Genomic DNA, 1,104 nt, shown 5'->3' with positions numbered 1-1,104 from the left:
GTTACGGCGGAATGATACTCGCGTACCATTCCGTAACGAAACCATAGCCAAAACCGTTGGCAATAATTATGAAAAAGAACCTACTTATACTATTTCTGCTTGTTTCTAAATTGATTTTTTGTCAAGAGCAATTTAACAATGAAAAGGATTTAGATAATATTTCGGATTATTATTTAACCGAAGTACAAACAGAAATTGACGATAAAGTCACAATTTTCGGAACATTACTTACACCAAAGCCGGAATTCAATAAAATTGTTGTTATCGTTTCTGGCACTGGCAAAATTTCTCAAAAAGCTCATAATTACTTAACTGAATTTCTGCTTGAAAACAACATTGGTGTCTTTCGGTTTGATAAAAGAGGTGTTGGAAAATCCACCGGAGCATATGATGACCGTCCGAAGACTTATACAACTGATTTTATTCAAATCTATAGCAAACTCAAAACATTAGAATTAATAAAAAACAAGTCAATCGGATTTTTAGGACATAGTTTAGGTGGTCTCGTAACCATTCAAGCTATCGAAAATCTTGTTATACCTGACTTTTTAATACAATGGTCTGCACCAATTGGAAAACCAAGAGAGTTAGCAAAATATCAGGTTAAAAACGGTATAAAAAACTATGACAAATACATTATCAGTAATTCCATTGAAGAGAAAATTCAAATACTAGACTTTGTGCATGATGTTATTGATGCAAATATTGATTTAAATACTTGGGATATTTGGAAAACTTTACTAAAAGAGGCACGTAAAAAAGGATTTAGAAGAAATCAATTTAAAAACTATATTTCTAATTATTTTGTTGAGTTTGCCAAAATTGATAATACAGAAATTTATAAAAACATTGATATTCCTACTTTAGTTATTATTGGAAAAGAGGATATTCTAGTTGACCCAATACAAAGCAAAGTTGAATTAGTAAAAATCGGAAATCCTAATATTGAATTCAAGGCAATCGATGAGTTAGGTCATTTCATGACTGACAATTCAACTGACCAAAAAACAAATGAAATTTACGACGTTGACTTTTTATTTAAACAATATCTTGTCAATTGGATAAATGAACTGAATAAATAACTATTGCCAACAACGTGTATAG

1 protein-coding gene is annotated in these 1,104 nt (G+C 30.3%); it reads left to right on the top strand.

Annotated elements, in window-relative coordinates; genetic code table 11:
• Positions 1 to 68: 68 nt before the first annotated feature.
• Complete coding sequence (locus tag BUB95_RS14145; protein WP_073087727.1) at positions 69 to 1,082, top strand: alpha/beta hydrolase family protein; 1,014 nt, start codon at positions 69 to 71, stop codon at positions 1,080 to 1,082.
• Positions 1,083 to 1,104 lie beyond the last annotated feature (22 nt).

Origin of the sequence: Winogradskyella jejuensis, assembly GCF_900129745.1 — a bacterium.
Classification (GTDB): domain Bacteria; phylum Bacteroidota; class Bacteroidia; order Flavobacteriales; family Flavobacteriaceae; genus Winogradskyella; species Winogradskyella jejuensis.
This window is presented reverse-complemented; position numbering and strand designations above follow the sequence as displayed.